Origin of the sequence: Kineobactrum sediminis (assembly GCF_002868715.1) — a bacterium.
GTDB classification, from domain to species: domain Bacteria; phylum Pseudomonadota; class Gammaproteobacteria; order Pseudomonadales; family Halieaceae; genus Kineobactrum; species Kineobactrum sediminis.
The window spans coordinates 290,117-315,394 of the sequence record NZ_PKLZ01000001.1; the positions used below are offsets into that span (position 1 = coordinate 290,117).

General features: G+C 58.5%; 22 protein-coding genes. 11 read left to right on the top strand and 11 right to left on the bottom strand.

The window, feature by feature from the left end; genetic code table 11:
• From CWI75_RS01285 to CWI75_RS01300, 4 genes are read right to left on the bottom strand one after another with little or no spacing between them, the layout of a single operon-like run.
• Entirely contained in the window at positions 1-1,671 is a 1,671-nt protein-coding gene (locus CWI75_RS01285) for a bifunctional protein tyrosine phosphatase family protein/NAD(P)/FAD-dependent oxidoreductase (protein ID WP_101519652.1), read from the bottom strand.
• Positions 1,672-1,702: 31 nt separating this feature from the next.
• On the bottom strand, positions 1,703-2,599 hold the full coding sequence (locus tag CWI75_RS01290; protein WP_101519653.1) for an MBL fold metallo-hydrolase: 897 nt from the start codon (positions 2,597-2,599) through the stop codon (positions 1,703-1,705).
• A 13-nt stretch (positions 2,600-2,612) separates the two neighbouring features.
• The gene (locus tag CWI75_RS01295) at positions 2,613-3,605 is read right to left on the bottom strand and encodes a cytochrome d ubiquinol oxidase subunit II (protein ID WP_101519654.1); all 993 of its coding nucleotides are present in this window, start codon (positions 3,603-3,605) and stop codon (positions 2,613-2,615) included.
• 2 nt (positions 3,606-3,607) lie between these two features.
• The gene (locus tag CWI75_RS01300) at positions 3,608-4,960 is read right to left on the bottom strand and encodes a cytochrome ubiquinol oxidase subunit I (protein ID WP_101519655.1); all 1,353 of its coding nucleotides are present in this window, start codon (positions 4,958-4,960) and stop codon (positions 3,608-3,610) included.
• A 235-nt stretch (positions 4,961-5,195) separates the two neighbouring features.
• Between CWI75_RS01300 and CWI75_RS01305 the strand changes: the two genes are divergently transcribed.
• Complete coding sequence (locus CWI75_RS01305; protein WP_101519656.1) at positions 5,196-6,521, top strand: sigma-54 interaction domain-containing protein; 1,326 nt, start codon at positions 5,196-5,198, stop codon at positions 6,519-6,521.
• Between the two features lie 64 nt (positions 6,522-6,585).
• Positions 6,586-7,506 carry a cation diffusion facilitator family transporter gene (locus CWI75_RS01310; RefSeq protein ID WP_101520079.1) on the top strand — a complete coding sequence of 307 codons (921 nt, stop codon included), beginning with the start codon at positions 6,586-6,588 and terminating at the stop codon, positions 7,504-7,506.
• Between the two features lie 20 nt (positions 7,507-7,526).
• Here CWI75_RS01310 and CWI75_RS01315 read toward each other — a convergent pair whose 3' ends face one another.
• Genes CWI75_RS01315 through CWI75_RS01330 form a run of 4 tightly spaced genes read right to left on the bottom strand, consistent with a single transcriptional unit; the run spans position 7,527 to position 11,393 of the window.
• Entirely contained in the window at positions 7,527-8,327 is an 801-nt protein-coding gene (locus CWI75_RS01315; RefSeq protein WP_101519657.1) for an enoyl-CoA hydratase/isomerase family protein, read from the bottom strand.
• A 35-nt stretch (positions 8,328-8,362) separates the two neighbouring features.
• Positions 8,363-9,325, bottom strand: a complete 963-nt coding sequence (gene meaB, locus CWI75_RS01320) for a methylmalonyl Co-A mutase-associated GTPase MeaB (protein ID WP_101519658.1) — start codon at positions 9,323-9,325, stop codon at positions 8,363-8,365.
• Between the two features lie 34 nt (positions 9,326-9,359).
• Entirely contained in the window at positions 9,360-9,746 is a 387-nt protein-coding gene (locus tag CWI75_RS01325; protein ID WP_101519659.1) for a cobalamin B12-binding domain-containing protein, read from the bottom strand.
• 12 nt (positions 9,747-9,758) lie between these two features.
• Positions 9,759-11,393, bottom strand: a complete 1,635-nt coding sequence (locus CWI75_RS01330) for an acyl-CoA mutase large subunit family protein (protein ID WP_101519660.1) — start codon at positions 11,391-11,393, stop codon at positions 9,759-9,761.
• 156 nt (positions 11,394-11,549) lie between these two features.
• Between CWI75_RS01330 and CWI75_RS01335 the strand changes: the two genes are divergently transcribed.
• The 9 genes from CWI75_RS01335 (at position 11,550) to CWI75_RS01375 (ending at position 22,273) form a co-directional block, all read left to right on the top strand.
• Positions 11,550-12,725 (top strand): iron-containing alcohol dehydrogenase, encoded by a 1,176-nt coding sequence (locus tag CWI75_RS01335; protein ID WP_101519661.1) that lies wholly within the window; start codon positions 11,550-11,552, stop codon positions 12,723-12,725.
• Between the two features lie 30 nt (positions 12,726-12,755).
• Positions 12,756-13,418, top strand: a complete 663-nt coding sequence (locus CWI75_RS01340) for a TetR/AcrR family transcriptional regulator (protein WP_101519662.1) — start codon at positions 12,756-12,758, stop codon at positions 13,416-13,418.
• Positions 13,419-13,441: 23 nt separating this feature from the next.
• Positions 13,442-15,055: an AMP-binding protein gene (locus CWI75_RS01345; RefSeq protein WP_101519663.1), complete on the top strand. Its 1,614-nt coding sequence runs from the start codon at positions 13,442-13,444 to the stop codon at positions 15,053-15,055.
• Positions 15,056-15,129: 74 nt separating this feature from the next.
• Positions 15,130-17,328, top strand: coding sequence for a TonB-dependent receptor (locus CWI75_RS01350; RefSeq protein WP_101519664.1), 2,199 nt, complete (start codon positions 15,130-15,132; stop codon positions 17,326-17,328).
• A 61-nt stretch (positions 17,329-17,389) separates the two neighbouring features.
• Positions 17,390-18,454, top strand: coding sequence for an LLM class flavin-dependent oxidoreductase (locus CWI75_RS01355; RefSeq protein WP_101519665.1), 1,065 nt, complete (start codon positions 17,390-17,392; stop codon positions 18,452-18,454).
• A 49-nt stretch (positions 18,455-18,503) separates the two neighbouring features.
• Positions 18,504-19,406, top strand: a complete 903-nt coding sequence (locus tag CWI75_RS01360; RefSeq protein WP_101519666.1) for an MBL fold metallo-hydrolase — start codon at positions 18,504-18,506, stop codon at positions 19,404-19,406.
• Positions 19,407-19,444: 38 nt separating this feature from the next.
• Positions 19,445-20,704, top strand: coding sequence for a cytochrome P450 (locus tag CWI75_RS01365; protein ID WP_206604601.1), 1,260 nt, complete (start codon positions 19,445-19,447; stop codon positions 20,702-20,704).
• 247 nt (positions 20,705-20,951) lie between these two features.
• Positions 20,952-21,860, top strand: coding sequence for an NAD-dependent epimerase/dehydratase family protein (locus tag CWI75_RS01370; RefSeq protein WP_101519667.1), 909 nt, complete (start codon positions 20,952-20,954; stop codon positions 21,858-21,860).
• Complete coding sequence (locus tag CWI75_RS01375) at positions 21,857-22,273, top strand: nuclear transport factor 2 family protein (RefSeq protein ID WP_101519668.1); 417 nt, start codon at positions 21,857-21,859, stop codon at positions 22,271-22,273. The genes CWI75_RS01370 and CWI75_RS01375 overlap by 4 nt, the downstream gene beginning before the upstream one ends.
• Here the strand turns inward: CWI75_RS01375 and CWI75_RS01380 are convergent.
• From CWI75_RS01380 to CWI75_RS01390, 3 genes are all read right to left on the bottom strand, one after another.
• Positions 22,270-23,112, bottom strand: a complete 843-nt coding sequence (locus tag CWI75_RS01380; RefSeq protein WP_101519669.1) for an SDR family NAD(P)-dependent oxidoreductase — start codon at positions 23,110-23,112, stop codon at positions 22,270-22,272. The genes CWI75_RS01375 and CWI75_RS01380 overlap by 4 nt on opposite strands.
• A gap of 97 nt (positions 23,113-23,209) precedes the next feature.
• Positions 23,210-23,665, bottom strand: coding sequence for a universal stress protein (locus CWI75_RS01385; protein ID WP_101519670.1), 456 nt, complete (start codon positions 23,663-23,665; stop codon positions 23,210-23,212).
• Entirely contained in the window at positions 23,637-25,256 is a 1,620-nt protein-coding gene (locus CWI75_RS01390) for a BCCT family transporter (protein ID WP_101519671.1), read from the bottom strand. The genes CWI75_RS01385 and CWI75_RS01390 overlap by 29 nt, the downstream gene beginning before the upstream one ends.
• Positions 25,257-25,278: the final 22 nt, after the last annotated feature.

Sequence of the window (25,278 nt, forward strand, 5' to 3'; positions counted from 1 at the left end):
CTATTTTTCTCCAATGACCGGGGTCGCCAGCCACTCCCGACCGCGCAGCATGGCCTTCCAGTAAATGGGCGGCAGCAGGCGCTCCTTCAGGAACCAGGCCGCCCGGGTGGGCTTGCGACCATCCAGCAACCAGGTCGGCATACTGGGCAGCAACTTGCCGCCATAACCGAACTCAGCCAGCACGATCTTGCCGCGCTCCACCGTCAGCGGGCAGGAGCCATAACCATTGTAGTGCGCAACGCCCTTACTCCGGCCCATGTCCGCAAGCAGGTTATTGGCCACGATCGGGGCCTGCATCCGGGCCGCCGCGGCGGTCTTGGCGTTGGGCGCATTCATCACGTCACCCAGCGCCCAGATATTATCAAACTGTTTGTGGCGCAGGGTATTCTGGTCCACATCGACCCAGCCGGCACCATCGGCGAGTGGGCTCACACGAATGAAGTCCGGTGCCGTTTGCGGCGGCACCACGTGGATCATGTCGAATTCCGTTGCCACTTCACTGGGGTTTCCATCCGCGTCGGTTTGCTCGAACCAGGCCGTGCGACGATCACCGTCGATGCGCACCAGCTTGTGATTGAAGTTGAGACCAGCATTGTAGCGCTCAACGTATTTCATGAGTGCGGGCACATACTCTGGCACTCCGAACAGTACGGCCCCCGCGTTATAAAACTGGACATCAATGTTCGCCAGACGCCCCTGGCGCCGCCAGTAGTCCGCCGAGAGATAGAGCGCCTTTTGCGGTGCCCCGGCACACTTGATGGGCATGGGTGGCTGGGTGAATAGCGCGCGCCCACCCTGCAGCTCCTGCACCAGCTGCCAGGTATAAGAAGCGAGGTCAAAGCGGTAGTTGGAGGTCACCCCGTTGCGGCCCAGGGTTTCCGGCAAGCCTTCAATGGCATCCCAGTCGAGCTTGATGCCGGCGGCCACCACCAGGCGCGTGTAACGCAGTACCCGGCAGCCTTCCAGGATGACGGCGTTGCGGGCCGGATCAAAGGCCGCCACCGCCGCCTTGACCCAGTCGGCGCCACGCGGAATCAACGAGGCCATGGTTTTCGCCGTGGTAGAGGGCTTGAAGATGCCGGCACCGACAAAGGTCCAGCCCGGCTGGTAGTAGTGAATATCCGCGGGGTCAACGATCGCCACTGACAAGGACGAATCCCGCGCCAGCAGGCTTGAGGCCACCGAGATACCGCCGGCGCCGGCACCGACCACAACCACGTCGTATTCGGCCAGCACCAGGCCGCCACTTTCGTCTTCACCCAGCAGCCGGGCGACAACGGAACTCATATCGTAGCCCGCCGCCTTGCCACGCCGGACAATCTCGGCCGGGGTCAGCTCGTCGGGACTGCGCGACAGCGCCCACAGGGTGGTCGAGCGCATACCGGAGCGGCAGAAGGCATGCACCGGGCCCTCCAGTGATGCCAGTAACCGGCCAAACTCCGCGGCATCCTCGTCCCCGACTTTACCGGTTGTTACCGGCAGGTAATGGGCAGACATACCCGCGGTTTCCGCCGCACGCTTGATTTCCGCAAAGGCCGGTTGATCCGGGCCTTCACCGTCCGGCCGGTTGCAGATAAGGTGGCGAACGCCACGTTCGGCCAGTGCGTTCAGGTCATCTGCGGTAACCTGGGCAGACACGGTCAATGAATCCGTGAGTTGATGAATATCCATGATCTCTCCGTAATGTCCGGGGCGTGTTCGCCTACAACGCGTTGATGGGTAATTTCAGGTAGACCATGCCGTTGCTGTCCTCCGGTGGCAGATGCCCGGCACGCATATTCACCTGCAGTGACGGCAGGATCAGGCGCGGCATCCCCAGGGTGACATCACGGCTTTCACGCATCTGCACGAATTCATCCTCGGTAATACCCTCATGCACATGGATATTGTTCTCGCGCTCGGCGGCTACCGTGGTCTCGTACTCGACCTCACGGCCACCGGGCATGTAATCATGGCACATGAACAGGCGCACTTCACCGGGCAGCGACAACACTCGCGCAATGGAGCGAAACAGGGTCCTGGCGTCGCCACCGGGAAAGTCCGCCCGGGCCGTACCGCCATCGGGCATGAACAGGGTGTCGCCCACAAAAGCCGCATCGCCCATTACGTGTACCATACAGGCCGGCGTATGTCCCGGGGTGTGCAGTACATGGCAGCGCATGGTGCCCACGGTATATTCGTCGCCGTCGGCAAACAGGTGGTCAAACTGTGAACCGTCGCGCGCGAACTCGGTACCGGCATTGAAGATGTCGCCAAAGGTTTCCTGCACGGTAACGATGCGATCACCTATGCCCAGCTTACCGCCCAGGGCGTCCTGGATATAGGGAGCGGCCGACAGATGATCGGCATGCACATGGGTTTCAATAATCCATTCCAGCTCCAGGTTATTCTGGCGGATGTAATCAATGATCTTGTCCACACTGTCGGTGGTGATACGCCCTGCCGCGTAGTCGATATCCAGCACCGAATCGACCACGGCACAGGCGTTTGAGCCCGGGTCGCGCACGACATAAGAAAAAGTATTGGTGTCCTCGTCAAAGAACGCCGCCACCTCCGGCTTGCAGGCCAGCTCCACGTCAAAACCGATATTGGATTGCATTTGAACTCCTTCCTTACTCATAGGATAACCCCGTTGCCTTGCCGTGAAAGACGCGATAAACATAAACGGTGTAAAACAGAATGACCGGCAGGGTAATAACCACACCAACCAGCGTGAATAGCAGGGAATCGACAGACGATGCCGCCTCCCATATTGTGAGCTGCCCAATCACCACTTCCGGAAAAACGCTATAGGCGAGCCCCAGCGTTGCTGCGACACAGATGCCTACCGTCGCCGCAAACATTGTCCAGCCATGCCTGGATTCCAGCAGCTTGTCACCGTGCACTACATGAAGTATCCAGAAAAAACACAACGCGCTGGCTATGGGAATCGGCGACAATAAAACCGCATTGGGCAGGCTGAACCACTTGTCGGCGATAACAGTGCTGACCAGGGGGGTGGAGATACTGATCAGCAGCAAACCCAGGCCCATCGGCCAGATGGCCACCCGCGCCCAGCGTACCGCCAGGGACTGCAGCGGGCCTTCGGTTTTCATCACCAGCCAGCCACAGCCCAACAGCAAATACAGTGCCGGCAGCGCGATGGCGATAAGAACGCCGAAAAGCAGGCCTATCAATCCGCCCTGCAGCCCGGTGACCCAGGCACCCAGCATCCAGCCCTGCGCCGTTGAGGCGACCAGGGAACCGATAAAAAAGGCCCGGTTCCACAGTCGCTTGCGATGGTCCCCCGCCTTTACCCGAAGGTCAAAAGCAACCCCGCGCAGGATCAGCCCCATGATCATTATCGTCACCGGCAGGTAAAGGTGGCTGAGAATAATGCCGTGTGCAGTGGGAAAGGCGATAAGCAGGACGCCGATACCCAGCACGATCCAGGTCTCGTTCGCATCCCAGAAAGGGCCAATCGACGCCACCATGATGTCCTTGTCGGCGTCCTCCGCGAATGGCAGTAACATGCCAACGCCCAGGTCATAGCCATCCAGAATCACATAGATGAACAGCGCCAGGCCCATCACCGCCATATAAATAACCGGTAACCAGTACTCCATATTCATACCTCCAGCACGGGAACGGGGCGGCCGGTATCTTTACCGTCACCAAGAGACGCTGCGGGCTTGAGGGCCATATACCGCAAGGCGCCAATATAGGACGCCAACAGGAAAACGTACATCAACAGGTAGCCGACCAGGGTACTGCCGACTGTAGCGGCGGTATGGTCTGCGGCGACGTCCGCCACCCGCAGTACTCCGTTAACGATCCACGGCTGGCGACCGATTTCGGTAACATACCAGCCCGCCAACACGGCTACCCAGCCGGAAAACGTCATCCAGGAAACAGCATGTAACAGCAGCCGACCGGGCTCCCTGCGCCGCAACAACTCCCAGCAACCCCACCAGGACACCAGTAGCATGAGCACACCGAGTCCGACCATAACGCGGAAGGACCAGAACACCATGGCGACGGGGGGATGCTCGCCCGGGAAGTCGTTCAGCCCCTGCACTTCGCCATCCGCACTATGGGTGAGAATAAGACTGGCGGCATACGGTATTTCAACGGCAAACCGGTTACTGCGAGTGCCCTCATCAGGCCAGGCCACCAGGGTAAACGGCGCGCCGCGCTGGGTGTCCCAGATAGCTTCCATCGCCGCCACCTTGGCCGGCTGATGCTCCAGTGTATTGAGGCCGTGCAAATCTCCCAGCAGGATCTGCAGTGGTGCCGCAACCGCGGCAACCACGATACCTGTCTGCAGGACCTTGCGAGTACCCGGCCCTCCCACGCCCTTCAGCAGTCGCCAGGCACTGACGCCGGCAATGAGGAAGGCGCAGGTTAAAAACGAGGCCACCAGCATGTGCATGAGACGATAGGGGAATGAGGGATTGAAGATGATGTCCCACCAACTCTCGACCATGATCACACCGTTCTCAATGGAATACCCCGCCGGGGTATGCATCCAGGAATTGAGGCTGAGGATCCAGAATGCCGACAGCGTTGTACCAATCGCGACCAGGGTGGTGGCAATCAAATGCATCCGCGCCGACACTCGCCCCCGACCAAACAGCATGATCCCCAGAAAAGAGGCTTCGAGGAAAAACGCGGTGAGGACTTCATAGCCCAGCAGTGGCCCCGCGACATTGCCCGCCTTTTCCATGAAGCCGGGCCAGTTGGTACCAAACTGGAAGCTCATGGTAAGTCCTGAAACCACCCCCATGGCGAAGCTCAGGGCAAAAATCTTCACCCAGAATGCGTAAATCTGGTCCCAGTAGCGCTCTTTGCTCAGCACTCCCCGCCACAGGAAATACAGCAGCAACCATGCCAGGCCGATGGTGATAGCGGGAAACAGAATATGGAAGCTGATGTTGGCGGCAAACTGAATCCGGGCCAGAACCACGGGGTCAAATAACATTTATGTTCTCCTTACCTACCGGAACGCGGATGCGAAACGGCACCACAGGAATAGTTAACCTATAGCTCCTTACGGCTTTGCAAGCCACATGCCACTCTGGAAATCCAAAACCGGATAGCGCAAGCCGCTGTTTTTATTGAAATTTACACCAATCTCCAGGGCTCTCGCGAGCCGTGGACTGGCATCTCCTCTTGTTTTTTGCCATTATTGACAACCCTTTATGACGGATATGGCAATGACGAATATCATCGCGAGCGATACTGACCCCACCAGCGCCATGATGCTTGAGGGCTTTGACTGCCCGGCCATCCTCATGGACGCCGACTATCGCATTCTCGCCAGTAATGCCGCGTACGTAGACAGCTTCGGTGAAATAGCTGCCGATACCGGTGCCCATTGTTACGAGGTGTCACACGGCTACGACGTACCCTGCGACCAGGCCGGCGAAGCGTGCCCGCTGGCTGCCTGCAGGGAGAGCGGGCACAAAGAGCGGGTGCTGCACATTCATCGCACTCCCGAAGGTCGCCAGCACGTTGATGTTGAACTGTTGCCCATTTATGACCAGGCAGGTGAGCTGCATCGATTTGTCGAGCTGTTGAAACCCGTTCATATTGCCAGCGCGGAATTGAGTACGCGCCACATGGTGGGCAGCAGCGCCGCCTTCAATACGCTGGTGGAACTTATCAACCTGGTGGCGCCGCACGACACTTCGGTGCTGCTGCTGGGCGAGTCCGGTACCGGCAAGGAACTCGCCGCGGCGGCCATTCACCAGGCCGGCACCCGCGGTGACCGCCCCCTGGTTACCGTGGAGTGCGCCGGGTTGCCGGAAACCCTGTTTGAATCGGAATTGTTCGGGCATGTTCGCGGTGCCTTCACCGGGGCGACACAGAACAAACCCGGACTGCTGGAGACCGCTGCCGGCGGCACGCTGTTCCTCGATGAAATTGGCGACGTACCCCTGGGCATGCAGGTGAAACTGTTGCGACTGCTGGAGACCGGCAGCTATCGCGCAGTGGGCAGCACCACCCTGCAAAGCGCGGATTTTCGGCTGATCTGTGCAACCCACAAGGACCTGCCCGCCCTGGTAGAGCGCGGCGAGTTCCGGCGCGACCTGTACTACCGCATCAACGCCTTTCCCATTCACCTGCCGGCGTTGCGGGAACGGCGCGAGGACCTGCCGTTACTGGCCAATTCCATCCTCGGGAAACTGGCCGGCGAGCGTCGCCTGCACCTGACCGAATCGGCGGTACGGCGCCTGCAGGGCGAGCACTTTGCCGGCAACATACGCGAACTGCGCAACATCCTGGAACGCGCCCTGATCCTGGCCCGCGGCAATGTAATTGACCAGCATGTCATTGAGCGCTGCCTGGCAGCCGACCCCGGCATGCATGCGGCGCATACCGCAGCTGACAGCTGGGGCGACCTCAAGAGCCAGGAGCTTCATTACCTGCAGACCTTACTTGCCCACTGTGAGGGAGACAAGGCGGAAGCCGCCCGTATTGCGGGTATCAGCGTGCGTTCGCTGTACCGCAAGCTGGGGCAGGTATTGCAGGAGCATTAACCCGCATACAACCAACAGGCTCTATACCCTATACTGGCTGCCTTACACACCACAGATGAGCACCATGAGTCAGCAACTCCATGTTCACAGCGAACAGCGCGCGCTGCGCTGGGCGCTGTTCGGCTCCATCGGGTTCATTGCGCTGGCACTAGCCTTTGCGCTACTGACCCGATCCGACGCCATTCTGTTCGACGGTATCTACTCATTGATCGCCTTCTGCGTTGCCCTGCTGACCATCAAGGTGGCGCGTCTCGCCGAACGCCCCGACGACGATCATTTTCACTTTGGCTACACCTCGATGGAACCGGCGTTAAACCTGTTCAAGGCGTTGTTCATTCTCGTGGCCTGCACCTGGGCCTGCGTAGAGGCCATCAAACGCCTGATGCTGGGCGGCAATCCCGCGGAATACGGGCTGGCGACAGTCTACGGCGCAATTGCCACCGCCGGCTGCCTGTTGGTAGCGTTCCTGATGGCCCGGGCGGGACGCCAGACTCGCTCGGACCTGGTTGCGGTGGAATCCCGAACCTGGCTGATCGACGGCCTGCTCAGCGCTGCGGTATTCGCCGGTTTCCTGCTCGCGTGGTGGCTGGAGGGGTCCGCCTGGGCCCATTACGCGCCAGTGGTCGACCCGCTGCTGCTGATCGGCATTGTCATCTTCGCCCTGCCCGTGCCACTGGTTATTCTCCGCGACAGCATGCGCGAGATTCTGTGGATGGCGCCGCCCGAGCCCCTGGTGACCGAGATCGAGCAGCAACTGCTCGCCACCCTGGCGGAGGTCGCCTGCGACCGGGTGGAGGTGCGCGTCACCAAACGTGGTCGCAATACCTATTTGCTGGTACATGTGGTGGTCAGCGAGGATTTCCGGCTCGAGTCAGTGAGTGAGCTCGATGCCATTCGCCGCCGCAGCGACGCCGTGCTCAGGGCCTGGCGACCCGAGATTGTCATGGATATGCTGTTTGTGCGGGATGCCTCCCTGGCCGACTGAATTGCCAGTATCGGAGCTATTCAGCGATCCCGAAAGACCGGCGGGCGCTTCTCGACAAAGGCCTGCGCAGCTTCCGCCGCGTCATCGCTCAGGGCAAGCAGCGACTGGTGCCGATCCTCCATGGCCATGGCAGACTGCAGGCTGGGGGCATCAATGGCGTAGTTGAGCGATTCCTTGGTCAGCCGCAATCCCATCGGCGTGGCCCGCAGCATATCCTCCAGATAAGGCTCGGCAGCCCGCGACAGCTCCTTATCCGGGACCACTTCCGATACCAGGCCGGTCGCCAGCGCCCGGGGAGCGTGGATAAACCGCGCGGTGAGCAGCAGCTCCGACGCCAGTGCAGTGCCGACCAGGCGCGGCAAAAAATAGCTACTACCCATATCGCAGCCGGTCAGGCCGATGGCCAGGTAGGCGGCGTTCATGCGCGCGGACTCGCCCGCTATGCGGATGTCCGCCGCCAGCGCAAGGCTGAAGCCACCGCCACACGCGGCGCCCTGCAGCAGCGCGATAATCGGTTGCGGACAGGCGCGCATCGCCTGGTAAATGGCCGCGATACGACGCTGCACCTTCCACACCGCGTGCGGCCCCCGGGGCTGCGGGTTAAATCCCGGGTCAGTCAGGTCCAGCCCGGAGCAAAAATGGCGGCCGCGGGCGCGCAGCACCACCACTCGCGTCTGCTCGCGCTCCCGCAAGCCTTCAAAATAGACCAGCAAATCCTCCACCAGCGCGGTGTTAAGGGCGTTGCCGCTCTCGGGCCGATTGAGAGTTACCCAGTCAACCGGGCCTCGGTGCTCTATTTCCAGTGGGGATGTTTGTGTCATCTGATATTGCCCTTTTCTAACTACCACACTCAGGGCTACACCCTGCCGGCGGCCTGATCGTATAGCAAGTCCAGCATCTGGTCACTCGCTGTCGCGATATCCAGACTGCCTTCACTGACAGCGAGAACCCGTGCATGCGCGTCTTGCCCCTCAAACAAACGCTGCACCTGGTTGGCGAGCAGGGCATCCATCATGCCCTTGAGTTCTGAACGCACCTGAGCCAATCGCCGCTGCTCAAGTTCACCGGACGCCGTGATTGCGGCGCGATGATCCCTGATTGCCTGCCACAACGCTGCAGCACCCTTGCCTTCGGTAGCAATAGTTTCCAATACCTGCGGCCGCCGCTCCGGCGGCAGTGACGCCAGAGCACCCTCCAGGTCTCGTCGGGTCGCATCAAGCCCGGCCTTGTCCGCCTTGTTAATAACGAAAATATCAGCAACTTCCATAAGGCCGGCTTTGTTCGCCTGCACCTCATCGCCCCACCCCGGATTAAGGACCACCACCACCGTATCAGTCGCCGATGCGACGTCCAGTTCAACCTGGCCGACGCCAACCGTTTCGATCAAAGTAAGGGGCCAGCCACACGCCTCAAGCAAACGGCGGGCGCTACGAGTCGCCATGGCCAGCCCCCCGAGATGACCGCGGGACGCCATTGAGCGAATAAACACATCCGGCGACCCAGCATGGGGTTGCATGCGTACCCGGTCACCCAGCAGGGCGCCCCGACTCAATGGCGATGAAGGATCAACAGCGAGCAGCGCTACCCGGCCAGGCTCGGCAAGCACTTCCCCAAGCAGAGCACTAACCAAAGTAGATTTCCCTGCACCCGGTGCGCCGGTTATACCGACCGTATAACCACCGCCATGCCTCGCCCTGAGACACCGCTCAAGAATGGCGGCATCACTGCCACCACTCTCGAGGACACTGATCAAGCGCGCCAGCGCCCCTCGGTCGCCTGCCTGTGCATGCTCCAGCTGCTGCTTCAATTGCTCGTGCATTGCCAGTTCCGTTGAAGCTGATTCTGACGAACAGTCAAGCGAGACCCGTCAGACGCCTGGCGGCCGCCACGATATCCGGCAGTTGGCTACCAGGCGGATAAACTTCCACACCCAATGCTTCCAGCTTGCGTTTAGCGTGCGGAGGGACCACACCACCCACGAATATCGGCACTTCCGGACGTGACTCGCGCACCATGTTAATAGCCCGCACCGCCACATCGATATGGCCCCCGATATTGAGTCCAACCAGGTCTACGTCCTCATCCACACTAGCCTGGACCATCTCCTCGGGCCTGGCCATCCCTATCATGATGACTTCAAAACCCGCATCGCGCAGCGCCTTGGCAACCACTGTTGGGCCGCGCCAGTGGCCGTCGAGCCCGGTTTTTGCCATGAGAATTCTCTTGCCTGCTGTATCCATTACGCTGTCGCCTCAGGTCTGTATGGGAGTGGCCCAATCGCCAAACACGGAACGGTAAATGTCGCCAATTTCGCCCAGCGTGACCTCCGCCTCGAGGGCATCCATCATTGCCGGCATTATATTGCTGCCATCGCGACACACCGTCTCCAGTTCTTTCAGAGCCCGGCTCGCGCCAGCCTCGTAGCGAGTCCTGCGAACCTCATGCAACCTTTCCAGCGCCACGTCATAGGCATCGTCCACGCCCATGAAGCCATCGACCTCAAATGGAGAGATATCATCCTTATGGTCAGTTACACCGATAATGACCTGTTCGCCACTTTCCTGCTGGCGAAAATCCTCGCTTTGATTTTCTGCCGCCCGCTCGTGCAGCCAGCCAGAATCCAGTGTGGCCAGGAAGCCCCCCTGCTCCTGGATTTCGTCAAAGAACTCCCAGGCCCGCTCGACCAGCTCCGCTGTCAGCGTTTCCACATAAAAAGAGCCCCCCAGCGGATCGGTCACTGCCTCGATGTTGGTTTCTTCCTGTAAAATCTGCTGGATGCGCACGGACATCTGATGCGCGTGCTCAGAGGGAATCGATAGAGCTTCATCGTAGCCCGACACACCCATAGACTGCACTCCTCCCAGCGCAGCGGCCAGCGCCATCACCGTACCACGGACGATATTGTTCAGTGGTTGCTGGTAAGTCATTCGTGAACCTGCCGTAACGCAGTGTATGCGCAAATTGGCGACCTTTGGATTGGTAATGCCGTAGCGCCGTTCGAGCAACTGCTGCCACATCAAACGAGCCGCACGCATCTTGCTCGCTTCTTCGAAAAGATCCATCGAAGCACGAAAATTAACACCACTACAGGCGCGGGCGGCGTTCTCCAGGGGCATGGTTTTGCGCCGCTTGATTTCATCGAGATATTCCACAGAGTTTGCAAACAGGGCTCCGAGTTCCTGGTAGGCGTTGAGGCCAGTATCGGCACCGTTGTAGCCGGCTATGGAAACGGGCACCCAGCGGGGCAAGTGCTTATCACAAAATTCCATAATATCGGCATTAAAGCGCAGTCCGGCCGCGGTAGGTATTTGCTGCTTGGTCACACAGCCGAGGTAAGTGAGAAAAAAGTCACTCTGCCCGGTGCCAGGCAGACGCGCCAGATCTATACCCCGGTGTCGCGCGACGGTCCAATAGCCTGCGAGGGCAAAGGGCGCGTGTTGCACGACGGCGCCGCCGGCATGCCCAAAACTGGTCTCCAAAGGTAAGTCTTTCATGCATATGTCAATGTCGCGAACACTCTGCATGACCGCTCCGGTGAGGCCCACGTCCTCGCGTCGAGCCACCACATCCGGATGATCCACGTTGTAACAGTGATCGCCGGTATTGCGATCATGTTCCATGATGAACCCGGTTTCTCCCTGCTCCAGCAGGAATCGAATGCGCTCGTTTTCGTCCTCTGGTTTGCCAAAACCACTGAGCTGGAAAATTCGCCAGGGCTTGGTGCGATAACCACCGGGGTGTGCACCCCGGTGAAAGGGCGCCATACCCGGATCAGACGCCAAACGCTGTCGTTGCTCCTGGGGGATGTCGTCTTCGCTATAAAACTTTTGAAGGGGGAGGCCTGACGCCGATTTCCATACCCTATCTTTATTGTTTTTTGCGTTCATAAATTTACTGCAGTCGGGTTGAGGCTGATCGACGTAATTTAGTACCAGCGGCCTCCTTTGTCTACCCGAAATATTTTTTCTTGACTGAGAGTAAAAAAAGATTACTCTTTGTATTGCAGAGCCTAACTAAGAATAAACACTATTTAGGGAGCCACAATGGCCGTTTCCACAAGCGTGGTCCACTTGACTGCGACCGAAAGAGTTTTTATCGGCGAACCCGCCGCCAGTGCCATCGCGAGCGAAGCTGATCGGCTCGGCGCAAGCCGCGTTTTCCTGATGGTAAGTCGCGCCCTGAATACCGGCACCGAAGAAATAGACAAGATTCGGGCTGCCTTGGGCAAGCGGGTTGTCGGCACTTACGACGGCATGCCACCACACGCACCGCGCAGTGCCGTACTTGCCGCAGCCGAGATGGCCAGACAAGCGGGCGCAGATATGATTGTCACGGTCGGCGGGGGTTCCATCACCGATGCCGGCAAGATCGTCAGTCTGTGCCTGAAACACGATCTGCGCGAACACGACGATCTGGAACCCTACCATGTCTATGTCGATGATCACGGCGATGTTATCAAGCCTGTGTTTGAAGGACCCGACATCCCCGTGGTCATCTGCCCCACCACCCTCTCCGGCGGCGAGTTCAATACGCTCAGCGGCGCCACAGACGAAAAGATTCACCACAAGCAGGGATACGAACATCCACGCATGGCACCGGTGAGCGTGATCCTGGATCCTGCGCTGACAGTGCACACGCCTGAGTGGTTGTGGCTGTCCACTGGTGTGCGCTCAGTCGATCACGCACTGGAGGCGTTGGGCTCACTGCAATCAAACGACTTCTACGATGGCCAAGCCGAATGTGCCCTGCGCCTGCTGGCCGAGGGTTTGCCCAGGGTCAAGCGGGATCCGGGTGATCTTGAAGCGCGCCTCAAGTGCCAGGTCGGTGTCTGGCAGTCCATGATTCCCATCATCGCCGGTCTTCCCATGGGCCTGAGTCACGCGATCGGGCATATTCTGGGCGGCACATGCGATGTTCCCCACGGCTACTGCTCCTGCATCATGGCTCCCGCAGTTCTGGCCTTCAACGAGAAGGTCAATGGCGACCGGCAACGACGGATCAGCGCCTGCTTTGGCGAGCCAAACCGTCCCGCCAGCGAAGTCGTCGACGAATTCATTCGCGGACTTGGCATGCCGCGCTCATTGTCAGAAGTGGGTGTACAGCGAGATCAGCTGGGGCATATCGCGGAATACACGATGCTGGATTTGTGGGCCCGCACCAACCCGCGCCCAGTCAATGGTGCTGCGGACGTCATGCCGGTCCTGGAAATGGCGTACTGAGGCTTGCTGTGAAGTCAGAGAGACAGTGACGTGACCGCAACCCGTCCCGGCAAGAGCCTGAAAGCAGAACTGGCTCTGTTCAAACGCCGTCGTATTCGCGACGAGGCCAGCCACCTCTTCTTCCGCTCCGGCTATGAAGGGACCACCATCGACGCCATTGCTGAGCAACTGCAGGTCACCAAACCATTCATATACAGCTATTACAAAAACAAGGGTGAGATCCTCTATGACATCGCGGAGGTAGGCATCACGCTGTCACTGGAGGCGCTGGAGGAGTGTCTGTTGACCAAAGGCTCAAGCTGGGACCAGCTGAAACTGATAGTGAATCAGGTTGCCAGGATCATTATCGAAAACCAGGAACATATTGTCGTATACCAGCGCGAGGAAAAAAACCTGGAACACACCCTGGCCCGCCAGGTGCGCGAAAAACGCTCCCTGTTTGACCACCGCCTGGCGGAAATCCTGATCCAGGGACACAGTAATGGTCAGTTCGATATTGAAGACCCAGTCCTTACCGCCACGACCATCGGCGGGATGATGAGTTGGGTCGCATTCTGGTATCAACCCGGTGGGCGCTGGTCGGAAGCCGAGATCATTACCCACCTGATCAGGAGTATAGAACGCCTGGTATTGCCGCGCCCACGATTTGCCGGCACGCATGTCGGCGGCAAGAGCGGCGCGACCGAGCAATGACAAACAACAATGGAGCCTTGCCCATGACAGCAACCCGATGCACGGACCCGAGAGTGCCACCGAGAGAAGCCTGCGTGGTGCGCGAGCTGATCGACCGCTGGGCGACAGTGCAACCAGAACAGATCTACGCCATATTCGAGGACGGCAGCCAGTGGAGTTACGCAGAACTGCGCCATCAGGTCACTGGAGTGGCCGCCGCACTCCACGCGCGCGGGATCCGCCAGGGCGACCACGTCGCGGTCTGGCTTTTCGGCGGAGCGGAAGGAATTCTCAGCTTTTTCGCCATTAATTATCTGGGCGCCGTGTTTGTTCCCTTCAACACTGCATACAAGGGCCGATTGCTCGCCCATGTCCTTGCCAATTCCGATGCGCGCCTGTTGATAGCCCACGGCGACCTGGTCGAACGCCTGGAAGAGGTGGACACCGCATTGCTGGAGAAAGTAGTCCATACCGGCGAAGCCGCCGCCACCATTAGCCTTCCCTGCGAGCCATTTGCCAACCTCGCTGCCGAGGTAGCGCAACCGCCCGAGCTGGAACGTCCAATCGAGCCCTGGGACACGCAGTCAATTATCTACACTTCCGGTACCACGGGGCCGTCCAAAGGTGTGCTCTCGTCCTATCTACATCTCTATACCAATGCGGGTCCCGAAACCTGGCACTTTATCTCCGGCGACGACAGATTCCTGATCAACATGCCTCTGTTCCATATCGGCGGCATGGGTATCATTTTTGTTATGCTGGCCCGCGGCGGTTCGATTTCAGTAATGCAGAATTTCAGCACTGATCGGTTCTGGCCCTTTGTACGTGAGACAGACACTTCGGCCGCCTTTTTGTTGGGCGTCATGGCTACCTTCCTGCTCAAGCAGCCGCCGTCCGCAGGCGACCGCGACCATAAATTGCGCAGGGCATTCATGGTTCCATTCACGGAAGCGGCCCTGGATATGCATGAGCGATTCGGTATCGACGTCTATACCATTTTCAATATGACGGAAATTTCCTCACCGATCGTGTCCGAACCCAATCCCAGCCGTCGCGGCACTTGCGGCAAAGTCCGTGCCGGCGTGGAAGTACGCCTGGTAGATGAACATGATTGCGAAGTTCCCCTTGGAGAAGTGGGCGAGATGCTGGTCCGCACCGATCGCCCCTGGGGTATGAACCACGGTTATTACAAGAACCCGGAAGCTACCGCAGAAGCCTGGCGTAATGGCTGGTTTCATACTGGTGACTGCTTCCGCATGGATGAGGAAGGGTTTTTCTACTTTGTCGACCGGCGCAAAGATGCCATTCGACGCCGGGGCGAAAACATCTCCTCCTTTGAAGTCGAAGCCGAAGTAGTGTCATACCCCGCTGTGCGGGAGGCCGCAGCGTATGGCGTACCCAGTGAAATGGGCGAGGATGATGTCATGGTTGCGGTCGCAAAGGTCGATAACATGGAACTGGATGCGGAAACACTGTTACATTTTCTGGCAGAGAAAATGCCGTACTTCATGGTACCGCGATACATCCGGCTTCTACCTGAGCTGCCGAAAACACCGTCTGCAAAAGTCCAGAAGCACCTGCTGCGTGCGGAGGGGATCACCAGCGACACCTGGGATCGTGAAGCTCACGGCATATCACTGCGCCGCGATAAACTGTAGGAAAACGAACCAGGAATATCCACCAGGGAAATTACTCACGCCGCTCACTATCACGATAAAACCGAGGCATCAAAATGCATACTTATAAGAGAAACGCGATTTGTTCAGGTCTCCTCGCCGCGCTGGCATTCTCCGGTTCCGCGCAGGCACAAAATGTGCTGGAAGAAGTGGTTGTCACCGCGACCAAGCGCGCGGTGAGTCTCGACGACTTTTCGGGTGGCGCCAATGTGTTAGGGGCGGAAGCCCTGGGTCCGGGTGGCATCGAAAATGTACGTGATATGCATGTTGCCGTGCCCAACATGTCCATTGGCGATCAGTTTGGTTTTGCCCGGGTTTTCATCCGCGGCATTGGCATGACCAGCATTGATATCGGCGGCGAAGGCGCAGTGGCCTTCTTGCAGGACGGCGCCATAATTCCGCGCCCGGCGGCCCAACTGGCAGGCATGTTTGACCTGGAGCAGGTCGAGGTACTACGCGGACCGCAAGGGACGCTATATGGTCGCGGAGCGACAGCGGGTGCTATCAACCTGGTCACCGCCAAGCCCGGAGAGGAGTTTGGTGGTTTTGCCAACTTCACAGCCGGCAACTACGGTCTCACAACCTTCGAGGGCGCAGTGGACTTGCCGGTCACGCCTGAGCTGGGCGTCCGCCTCGCCACTAAGATTGAAAAGCGCGATGGATACGGCGACAACTTGTTTAGTGGCGAGGATATTGACGATCGCGACGCCCAGGCCTATCGGGCAACGATCGCCTACAAACCCGACGCAAAATGGGATGCCAATCTGTCACTGCAGTATTACGAAGAGGACGACAATAATTTTGGCTTCCATTATTTTGGTCCCTCCGCGGGTTCAGCTGGAGGCGCCCCTTTCGCAGTGCTCTTCCTTGGTGGAGAAACGGTTTTTGATGTCGGCGGCAGTCTGTATGACATCTACTCCGACCAGGAGGCCATCAACCAGCGAGAGGGCTACGGTGGCGTTCTGACGCTGACTTTTGATTTCAGTGAGAGCCTTAGTCTCCGCTCCATTACATCGCTTCAAGGGATCGATCGCTTCCTTCGGGACGACCTGGACTCGACCGCCGTCAACCTGTTCGGCCGCAACGACTATGTGGAAGAAAGCGAGTCCGTGAGCCAGGAATTCGTGCTTAATTTCTCCGGTGACAGTTACGACATCCTGGCAGGCGTGATGTACCTGGAGGAAGAACTTTATGGCAATGTCCTGGTGCCACTCGAAAATTCCTGTTTCCTGCTTGCGCCTGAGCTGTGTGGCACCCCAATTGGCGATGTTATTAACAGCGGACGTTACGAGCAGAACGGGGAGGTTGACATTACTGCCTATGGAGCCTTTGCGGAAATAACCTATCCCTTGAGCGACAGTTTTACGGTTATAGCGGGACTGCGCTACAATTATGAGGAGCGGAAAGGTACAGGCTTTTTCCGCTTCGACGCTGCGGGCATCGATATAAGTACCGATAAGTCTGCCGACTGGGACGACATCACCCCACGCCTGACCCTTGAGTATCGCAGCGGCAGCAATTCGCTGCTTTACGCAACCTACACTCAAGCCTTCAAATCTGGTGTCATCAACACCGGCAGCCTGAGCGACCCTCTGGATCCGGAGACAGTCGACGCGCTTGAGGTGGGCTATAAATGGAGTCGAGAAGACGGCACTCTGTCCTGGGCACTCGCAGGCTTTTACTATGATTACCAGGATCTGCAAATATCGTTTGTCGATGCTACCAGCACAGTGACCACGATAAACGCTGCGGAAGCCGAGAACTACGGTATTGAGCTGGAACTGAATGCCGCACTGGGTGGCGGCTTCTCCGTCGATGTCTTCGCGACGTATCTCAGCGCCGAATACAAAGAGTTTTTTAACGGTGACTATGCCAACAACTTTGCCATAACTGACCTCAGCGGCAATACCCTGCCAAATGCACCCGAATACACCGCCAAACTGGGAGTTAATTACGAAACGAGCATGGGTAGTGGCGAACTGAGACTGCGCGGGGAAGTGTACTACCAGGATGAGATTTTCTTCACCGAGTGGAATCGTGCAGATGCTTATCAGGACGGCTATGGTCTCCTCAACGCCAGTGCCGACTATGCTTTCGCCGGTGGCAACTGGATGCTAAGCCTGTGGGGCAGAAACCTCGCCGACGAGGAGATCATTTCCAACAATATCATCACGGCCCCACTCTACAACTCAGTCAGAGTCGGCTCCATGCTGCCACCGCGCACCTATGGCGCCAGTGTGATATACGAGTTTTGATCACGACCCCGGAACCCCGCTAACGCGGGGTTTCCTCAATAACTTCGCGCAGGGATTGTAAATGTCCAGAAGAGAACCACTTGCCCTCGGCGTGTTCATGCCCAATTGCTCAAATATGCCCTCCATTTCTACTCACGGCCTTGTCCCGGAGCAGTGGCAGTACCCAAATAACGAACGCATTGCGCAACTGGCGGAGAGTTTGGGATTCGAGTACTTGTTTCCGGTCAGTCGCTGGCGCGGATTCGGTGGTGAGACCGACTATCTAGGCACATCACTGGAGACCACCACATGGGCTGCCGCCCTGTTGCGCGCCACCCAGCGCATCAAGATCTTCTCTACGGTTCATGTCCCCCTGTTCCATCCCATGGTAATCGCCAAGATCGGTGCAACCCTTGCCCATATCAGCGGCGACCGCTGGGGACTCAATGTTGTCAGCGGCTGGAGCCAACGTGAGTTCGACATGATGGGTCTGACACTGGATGACCACAGTCGCCGCTATGAACGCACGTCGGCATTCATCAAGATTCTGCGTGGTCTTTGGGATAATAATGGTGAGCTGGTAAACCATCGTTCGGACTGGTATTCAATCAAAGATGGAATATCACTGCCGCGGCCGAAGAAAATGCCGGACATTGCGAATGCCGGCGTTTCTGCGGACGCTCAAGCCATGACTGCACGACTATGCGACTGGTCATTTATGTCGGGCGCTAGTATCGATGCGTTGCCGCGCCTCGTTGACGCCATCTCGGCGCAAGCCGAAGCACAGGGGCGCCGGGTAAAGACCGCGATCTTTCCGTTCCTGCTCTGGCGCGATACGGAAACTGAGGCTCAGGCAGAATTGGAAAAGATCATAGCCCATAAGGACGGCGAGGCCGCTCACAACTGGCTTAACGATATCAGTGCGGGGAGTGGCTCCTTCGATGAATTCACAGAGAACCTGATTGCCGCCAGCGGTGGTGGCCTGCCATTACTGGGTGATGCCGAGATGGTAGCCGAACAGCTGCGAGCCATATATAACAGTGGAGTAGATGCAGTAATGATCACATTGCAGGACTATGAACGGGATCTGCAGCGGTTTGGTAATGATATTGCGCCAATCCTGCGCCGCATGGGTGTCATCCTATAGTGACGCAGCGCAGGCCAGCAGCGGATGATCTATACCAAGGGGATGCTATATGCTGAGCTTCACTACGGGCGATTTCGAGATTCATAACATAGAAGAGTGGCAAGGCGAATTCGCCAGTCCCGAGCAACTCTTCGCGGGATTTGATGCCTGCGAATTCGCGGGTTTTGTCGAGCAGATCCCTCATTCTTTCTACCGGCCGGAAAGCAACAGTCTGTATGCCTTTTTGCAGAGTTGGGTAATCAAGGCCGGCGACCTGACCATCCTTTATGACACTGGAGCCGGCAATAATAAAGAGCGTCCAGGCATCCCCGTGTTCGGTGAACTGAACACACCTTTTCTGGCCAACCTGGCAGCCGCGGGATTCAAGCCTGAAGACATCGACGTGGTGATTTGCTCCCACCTTCATATTGACCATGTCGGCTGGAATACACACTTGCAGAGCGGTCACTGGGTGCCAACCTTCCCGAGAGCACGCTATTTATTTTCCCGCATAGAGCGCACCTATTGGGATCCCATCCAGACAGACGGCCCCCGCCCCTCCGCCACTGGCGCTGAGGTCAATACCAACGTTTTCGAGGACAGTGTGCAGCCAATTCTCGATGCTGGACAAGCGCAACTGGTGGATGATGGACATAGCGTAACGCCTGGAGTGACCGTAAGTGTTTACCCGGGGCATACGCCGGGGCATCTCGTTCTGCACCTGGACAGCAAAGGAGATCATGCCCTCTTTGTGGGTGACATCCTGCACCATCCTGCCCAGGTATTTCAGCCCGACTGGAACAGCGTATATTGCGAAGATTCGGCGGCTGCCCAAGCCAGCCGAAAGAAAATCCTGGCATTGGCCGCAGATACTAATGCCCGCCTCGTCCCAGCCCACTTTGGGGGTGCTCACTTTATCTGGATTGAGCGAAGCGGTAACGGCTTCATTCCTTGCTTCGAGCGCGACGCCTGACAGGACATTTTTGATATGCGATATCCAACGGAGAAAAAATGATGACAATGCAAGCAGCGACCACCGGCACGCGCCCACGAATACATTTTGATCCCAGGGACCCCGCCATCATTGCCGATCCTCACACAGCCTTTGCTAACTTGCGCAGTACCACACCTCTTGCCTGGAATGATGCCGGCTTCTGGATAGCAACTCGTTACGAGGATGTGCGTTCAATTATTATCGACCGCAAGAATTTCGGCCAAGGCGATTTTATCAACAACATCCAGCTGTACTATGGGCAAGACTTTGATGTTTTTGCACACTCCTCCTATCGCTGGTTATCCGAGGTTTTTGTTTATCAGGATCCACCGAAACATACTCGTATTCGCGGCCTGGTTTCCAAAGCACTGACCGCAAAGCGTGTACGAGAGATGCGCCCGGATGTTGAGGCCATCACCCACCGTCTGCTCGATCGCTTCGTAGATCGCCAGTCGATGGAACTGATACATGATTTCGCCTACCGGCTGCCCACTCTGGTCATGTGCAACATGCTGGGGATCAGTGAGGAAGAAGCCGACGATTCACTCCTGGATCAGTTAAACCAGGCAATTGCAGACTCTTTTCTGGTGCTTGAGATGCGACCTCTTGATGCCGATGAACTGGCGCTTGCAAATCGTCAAATCGACTTTCTTGAGAAATTTTTCAAATCAGTTTTTGATCGCCGGCGGACACACCCACAAGACGACCTGGCCACGGCGTTACTAAACGCTCGCGAGGGCGACAGCCAACTTACTGAGCGGGAAATGGTGACAGTTGCCATTGCCCTGTTCGGTGCAGGGTTTGAGACCACGGCGCACATGATTGGCAATGGCATACTAACTCTACAGCAATACCCGGAGCAGTGGCGCAAACTCGTCGGTAATCCGAATCTGTCACTTGCCGCCACTGAAGAGATTTTGCGCTACGAGAGTTCACTGATCGCCACTTACCGCACTGCTTTCCACGATACCGACATCGGTGGACAGACCGTAAAGGCCGGAGAACGGGTGCTTGCCGTACTCGCCGCCGGCAACCGCGACCCCGAGGTCTTCCCCAAACCCGACGAATTCGATATTGACAGGTCCGGAGCCCACCATCTCGCCTTTGGCGGCGGCATCCACTTTTGCGTGGGAGCCGAACTTGCGCGGCTGGAAGGTGATGTGGCACTAAGGGCTCTGGCCGAGCGATTCCCCGACTTGCGCGCAGACACCAATAATCCACAGTGGCGGCCTGGTTTCCTGTTCCGCGGTCTCGAGCAGCTTCAGGTCAGCTGGTAACGGCACGCTCCCTCGAATAGCTACAGGGTACCGGAGCAGGACCCCGAGAGTCACCTGCGTCCCACAGCCTCCTTTTCTTACGCTCCGTATGGATTGGTAGGCCGCCCGGCATTTTTTGGCTGCGAGGACCAGCGAATACCCGCCAACCACTTAGCAACGGTCCACCGTTCCCGATAGACTCAAGCTTCGATTGCGCGGCCTCCAAATGGCTGGCGCATCCAGCACGACTTGATGAAGGAGAGAGCGCATGAAAGTACTGGTTGTGGGCGGCACCGGCCTGATTGGCGGACACGCAGCATTATTTCTGGCGGACAAGGGGCATGATGTCACTCTCATGGCGCGCTCCGCGCCATCGGTACCCGCGCTGGCCGGATTCCCCTTCATTCCCACGCACTACGTGGACGATGATGTCGCGGATGGCCGCCTCCAGGGCTTTGACTGGCTGGTCTTTGCCGCGGGTGTGGACATTCGCCAGCTGCCCCAGGACGGCTCGATGACCGAGGACGCGTTCTACACGCGTTATAACAGCGAAGGCATTCCGCGCTTCTTCGCCGCCGCCAAGGCAGCGGGCATCAAGCGCGCGGCCTATATCGGCACCTTCTATCCGCAGGTGGCACCGGACAAGATCGAGGTCAGCCCCTATGTGCGATCACGCAAGCTGGCCGATGACTCCATCCGGGCCATGAGCGACGAGAGTTTTGCCGTCTGCAGCCTGAACGCCCCCTTTGTACTGGGTCATTTGCCCGGCCTCGAGGTCGAGCATCTTTACTACAACTACCTCTACGCCGCGGGCCTGATGGAAGGCGTGCCCCTGTTTGCTCCGGAAGGGGGCACCAACCATATCACCACGCCTTCCCTGTCCGAGGCCGTACTCGGTGCGCTGGAACATGGCGAAAGTGGGCGGGCGTATCTGGTGGGGGACCAGAACCTGAGCTGGAAGGCCTACTTTCAACTGTGGTGCGACGCCGTGGGCAATCCCCAGGACCTCGAGGTCCGCAGTGAGGAACACCCGCTGCTGCCGGATATCATCATGTTTGCCGGCCGCGGCGCCACCGTCAGCTACCAGCCCGAGGGCGTGAAGGAACTGGGCTACGGCACCGGACGCGTAGCGGGGACTATTGCCGAACTGGTGGCCCACTTCAGGGAAAGCCAATGAACCAGGACCTGCTGCCCGGAACCCTGGCCGCGCGTTATGCGCAGCTGGTGGATAATCGCGATTTCGCCGCCATGGATACTATCATGTGGCCGGAATTTACTCAGGAGGGGCCCGGCTTCCGGGCTGAATCCCGCACCGTATTCATTGCCAATCTCGAGTTTCTGCGCCAGTTTGACAGCACCTTTCACCTGCTCGGGCAGACCAGCGGCGAGTGGCAGGGCAACCTCTACCGCGGCGAGACATACTGTGTCGCCTCACATTTCTACCAGCAGGAAGACCAGGGGCTGTGTCTGGACATGTACATCCGCTATCAGGATGTCATCGCGTTGCGGGATGGCGAGGCCCGCTATCTGCAGCGCGACCTCACCGTTGTTGCCCGGGATGAACGCCGGCTGCAGGAGCCGTCCTTCTAGAAGTTGAACCCATTGCCGGTTACCACGGGTACGTTGGTCCACAGATCGTTAGGATCCCGGTACCAGCCCGCCGCCGCCAGTGCGCCACCGTCGAGGTTGATGGTAGTGCCCGTCACCCAGGCCGACAGGCCGGACGCGAGGAACAATGCGCAACCCGCCGCATCCTCGGGGGTACCGAAACGCTCCAGCGGTATCCAGCGCCGGGTATGCGCCTGGTGTTCGGGCGCGATCAGCTCGGATGGGCGCACTTGCGCGGTCTCGGTCGTTTCCGGCGCGATGGCGTTAACGCGAATTCCCTCCGGCCCCAACTCCAAAGCGAGGCTGCGGGTAAAGCCGGTAATCGCATGCTTGAAGGCGCAGTAGGTAGTAACCAGGGGAATGCCGCGGAAGGCTTCAATGGAGGAGATGTTGATTATACTGCCGCCCTTGCCGCGGGCCTGTAGCAGGGGAATGGCTGCCCGGGTAACGGTAAAGATATGCCTCAGGTTGACCGAGTAGAGCCGGTCGAGATCCTCATCGGTGCAGGCGGCAAAAGGCTTGATAATGCCCAGAAAATCGCCGACGTTGTTCACCAGCACATCCAGGCCTCCAAACCGTTGCCGGACCTGTTCCATTAGCGTATTCACCGCGGTGCTGTCACAGATATCGGTGCAGGAGACCAGGGCGGCCACCCCCTGTTCCGACAGCGCGGCTTCCAGTTCCCGGCACCGCTCCGGGTCGATCTCCGCCACCACCAGCGCCGCGCCCCGGGCCGCGAAGGCCTCCGCAATCGCTTTGCCGATACCGGCGCCGCCGCCGGTAACCAGTACGGTCTTGTCTGTAAAATCAAGGTCCTGCATACCATTTACTCCCGGTTACTATTATGTGAAAACCTTGATTTACCATGAGCATGCCGCCGATGCACGACCGGCCACTCTTTGACTTTTCAGCTGTCTGCTATGCTGAACCGTCTGCCTGTTCCGACTTCTCCAGTGACGGCAGCACGAGTACCGGACAGGGGGCATTAACCGAGACGTACTCCACGGTCGCCCGGCGCAAGGGCCAGTGACCACTGCTGCCCCGGGACACCAGCAGCATCAGGTCAGCACAGAGCTGGCCCGCCAGGCCCACCAGTTTTTCACCCGCGTTCCCGGCGAGTACATGCAGGTTTGCGCTGCGATTCAGGGGCAGGTATTTGCGCACCAGGAGATCCAGCACTGCCCCGACCTCGACCTCTTTTTGCTCAGGCGCCTGTTCCGTAACGTGCGGGAAGAACCCGCCACCACCCGGGCTGTAGACACTGGCGAGATGAAGCTCCCCATCCTCGGCCAGCAGGTCCATGGCGGCCTCCAGGGCACGCTTGCCCTCGCCGTCGTCTTCCGGGTCAATAGCGATCAACAGTTTCCGATACATACTCATTCTCCTGGGTGATTTCGGAGGCAGCCTCCACTTCCGGGAAGGCGCGTCCCTGAACCAGTTCGTTCATACTGTAACCCCGATAATCAGCACGCAGCGCCCTGAACAGCGCCACCGCCATGAAAATCAGCAAAATACAGAAGGGTAGACCGAGCGCGGTAATAACATTCTGCAGGGCATCCAGCCCTCCGGCCAGCAACAGGGTGGCGGCAATAGCACCCTGCGCCGCGGCCCAGAAGATGCGCTGGCGCACCAGGGAGGGCTGATCGTCCCGCCGGGTCAGCATATCGATCACCAGGGACGCGGAGTCGGATGAGGTAGTGAAGAAAATAACGATGATGACCACACTCAGGCCCGATGCCACGCCTGCAAGCGGCAGGGTTTCCAGGAAAGCAAAGATGGCGACGGAAGGGTCCTGCCGCACCTGCTCGGCCAGTGCGACCTGGCCACTCATCTCCACCTGGATGGCGGATAACCCGAAGATCCCGAACCACACCAGGGTGAAGGCCGTGGGCGCAAACAGCACACCGGCGACAAACTCGCGGATCGTCCTTCCCCGGGAAATTCGGGCGATAAAAATACCCACATAGGGCGCCCAGGAAATGGTCCAGGCCCAGTAGAACAGAGTCCACTGTCGCTGCCAGTCACTCTCCGTGAAGGTCTCGGTCCAGAAAGCCAGCCACGGCAGGGCGTCGACATAATCTCCCACACTCTGCACCATGCCCTCGGCAATAAACACGGTTGGCCCCACGGCTAGCACGAACGCCAGCAAGGTCATGGCCAGCACAATATTGAGCTGGGACAGCCGGCGTACTCCCCGGTCGAGCCCGAGGGCTACCGAAGTAGCTGCGATACTGGTGATGATCACGATCAGAATAACCTGGACCGGGCCGGTGGACGGGATACCGAACAGGTAATTGAGGCCGCTGTTCAACTGCAAAGTCCCCAGCCCCAGGGAGGTCGCCACCCCAAATAGCGTACCCAATACGGCAACCACATCCACCGCCCAGCCCCAGGGCCCGAACGCCCGCTCCCCAAGGATGGGATAAAACAGGCTACTGATACGCATGGGCAAGTTGTGCCGGTAGGCAAAATAGCCGATCGCCAGTCCCGGCATGGCAAAGATGGTCCAGGTATGCAGGCCAAAGTGATAGAGCGCGATCGTCATGGCATCGCCGGCAGCCTGCTCCGAGCGAGGTTGCACGCCGGCAAAGGGTGGATTGGCAAAATGGGATACCGGCTCCGCCACGCCCCAGAACATCAGGATGGTGCCAATGCCGGCGGCGAACAGCATGGTGAACCAGGTCAGGTTCGAATAATCGGGGCGGCTGTCGTCTGCTCCCAGGCGAATATTGCCGTAACGGCTCACCGCAAGGCCAAGCAGGAAGATCAGCAGGGTACTGACCGTGAGAATGTAGAACCAGCCAAGATTCCGGGCCAGCCAACCGGTCAGCAGCCCGAAATTCCGGGCAACGGCCTCGTCAAAGGGAACCGCCACGGCAACAAAGAGCGTGGCTATCCCGGCCGAGGTGAAAAAAACCCCGGGAATAGTCTGCAGTCCCAAGCGGCGTTGCAGCCGTTCCAACACATGAGCCTCCGATTATTCCAGA